The organism is Nostoc sp. UIC 10630 (assembly GCF_010747425.1).
Taxonomy (GTDB): Bacteria; Cyanobacteriota; Cyanobacteriia; order Cyanobacteriales; family Nostocaceae; genus Nostoc.
Map to the genome: position 1 here is coordinate 1 of NZ_JAAGOG010000448.1, position 1,160 is coordinate 1,160.

Below are 1,160 nucleotides of genomic sequence, written 5' to 3' on the forward strand. Positions count from 1 at the left end.
TATAGGAATCATATTTGATTTTTGAAAAAGACTACGAGATAATACTGAGGTAAATATCGGTCTAAGAGTGAACCATGATAAATCAGCATCTACAAGGGGCGATACCTTCGGTGAGCTTCGCTAACGCAGAACTACAAGAATTTATAGATGCTCGTTCAGATGCGCGTGAAGTCAGGAAAGCATTGGCAGTCAAACTGATTTATCAAGGCTACAAGTATGAAGAAATTCAAACAATTTTAGATGTGTCAGTTGGTTCGATAACAAGTTGGAAGCAAAGTTACGAGGAATATGGGGTTTCGGGACTGCATCTGAGCTATAAGGGCAGGAAAAGCTATTTGAGTACTGAACAACGAGAAGAAGTATTAAGTTGGCTACAAACGAAGGCATATTGGGAACTAGGTGAACTGGAATATAAACTAGCGTTTGAATATGATGTCACTTACGAGTCGAAACGCAGCTATTACGAATTATTTGATGCGGCTGGAATCAGTTGGAAGAAAACCACAAAGCTCAATCCCAAAACAGACTATGAGGCTGTAGCTGTAAAAAAAAACAAATTGAGACATTGTTGGCAAGCCGCAGAAAAGAAATAGAAGCAGGATTATTGAGAGTATTTTTAATAGATGAGTGTCATCTGCTGTGGGGAGATTTGAGTGGGTATGTCTGGGGTAAAACTGACCAAGAAATTGCAGTTCCGGTCGTCAATGAGCGAGACAAGCAGACGTACTACGGAGCAGTTGACTATCTCAAAGGCGAATTACTTCTTAAAGCATATAAGGCAGGTAACTCAGAAAATACAATTGATTATCTACGTTATTTATTAGACCAGTCCCCTCAGCAACAATTACTTATTTTTTGGGATGGTGCTTCTTACCATCGTTCCCATCAAGTCCAAGACTTTTTAGGCGAGGTAAATCTTGGTTTACCGGAAGAAGAATGGCAAATTCACTGCGTCCGTTTTGCTCCTAATTGTCCATCACAAAATCCAATTGAGGATATTTGGTTACAAGCTAAAACCTGGGTGCGGCGTTTCTGTGCTTTGATTCCTTCGTTCTCTCATCTGAAGTGGATGTTTGAGTGGTTTATCCGACACACGACCTTTGATTTCCCCACCCTTCAAATGTACGGAGCTTTTTCAGAAATCAAATATTAGTCCTATA

Annotated in this window: 1 protein-coding gene; it reads left to right on the top strand. The window is 40.0% G+C overall.

The features are described from left to right. Positions 1-74 precede the first annotated feature (74 nt). Positions 75-1,153 (top strand): IS630 family transposase gene (locus G1O98_RS38300; RefSeq protein WP_163939680.1). Its coding sequence is split into 2 segments (ribosomal slippage): positions 75-543 and positions 543-1,153, totalling 1,080 coding nucleotides; the frame shifts between segments, so codons are not numbered across the junction. Positions 1,154-1,160: the final 7 nt, after the last annotated feature.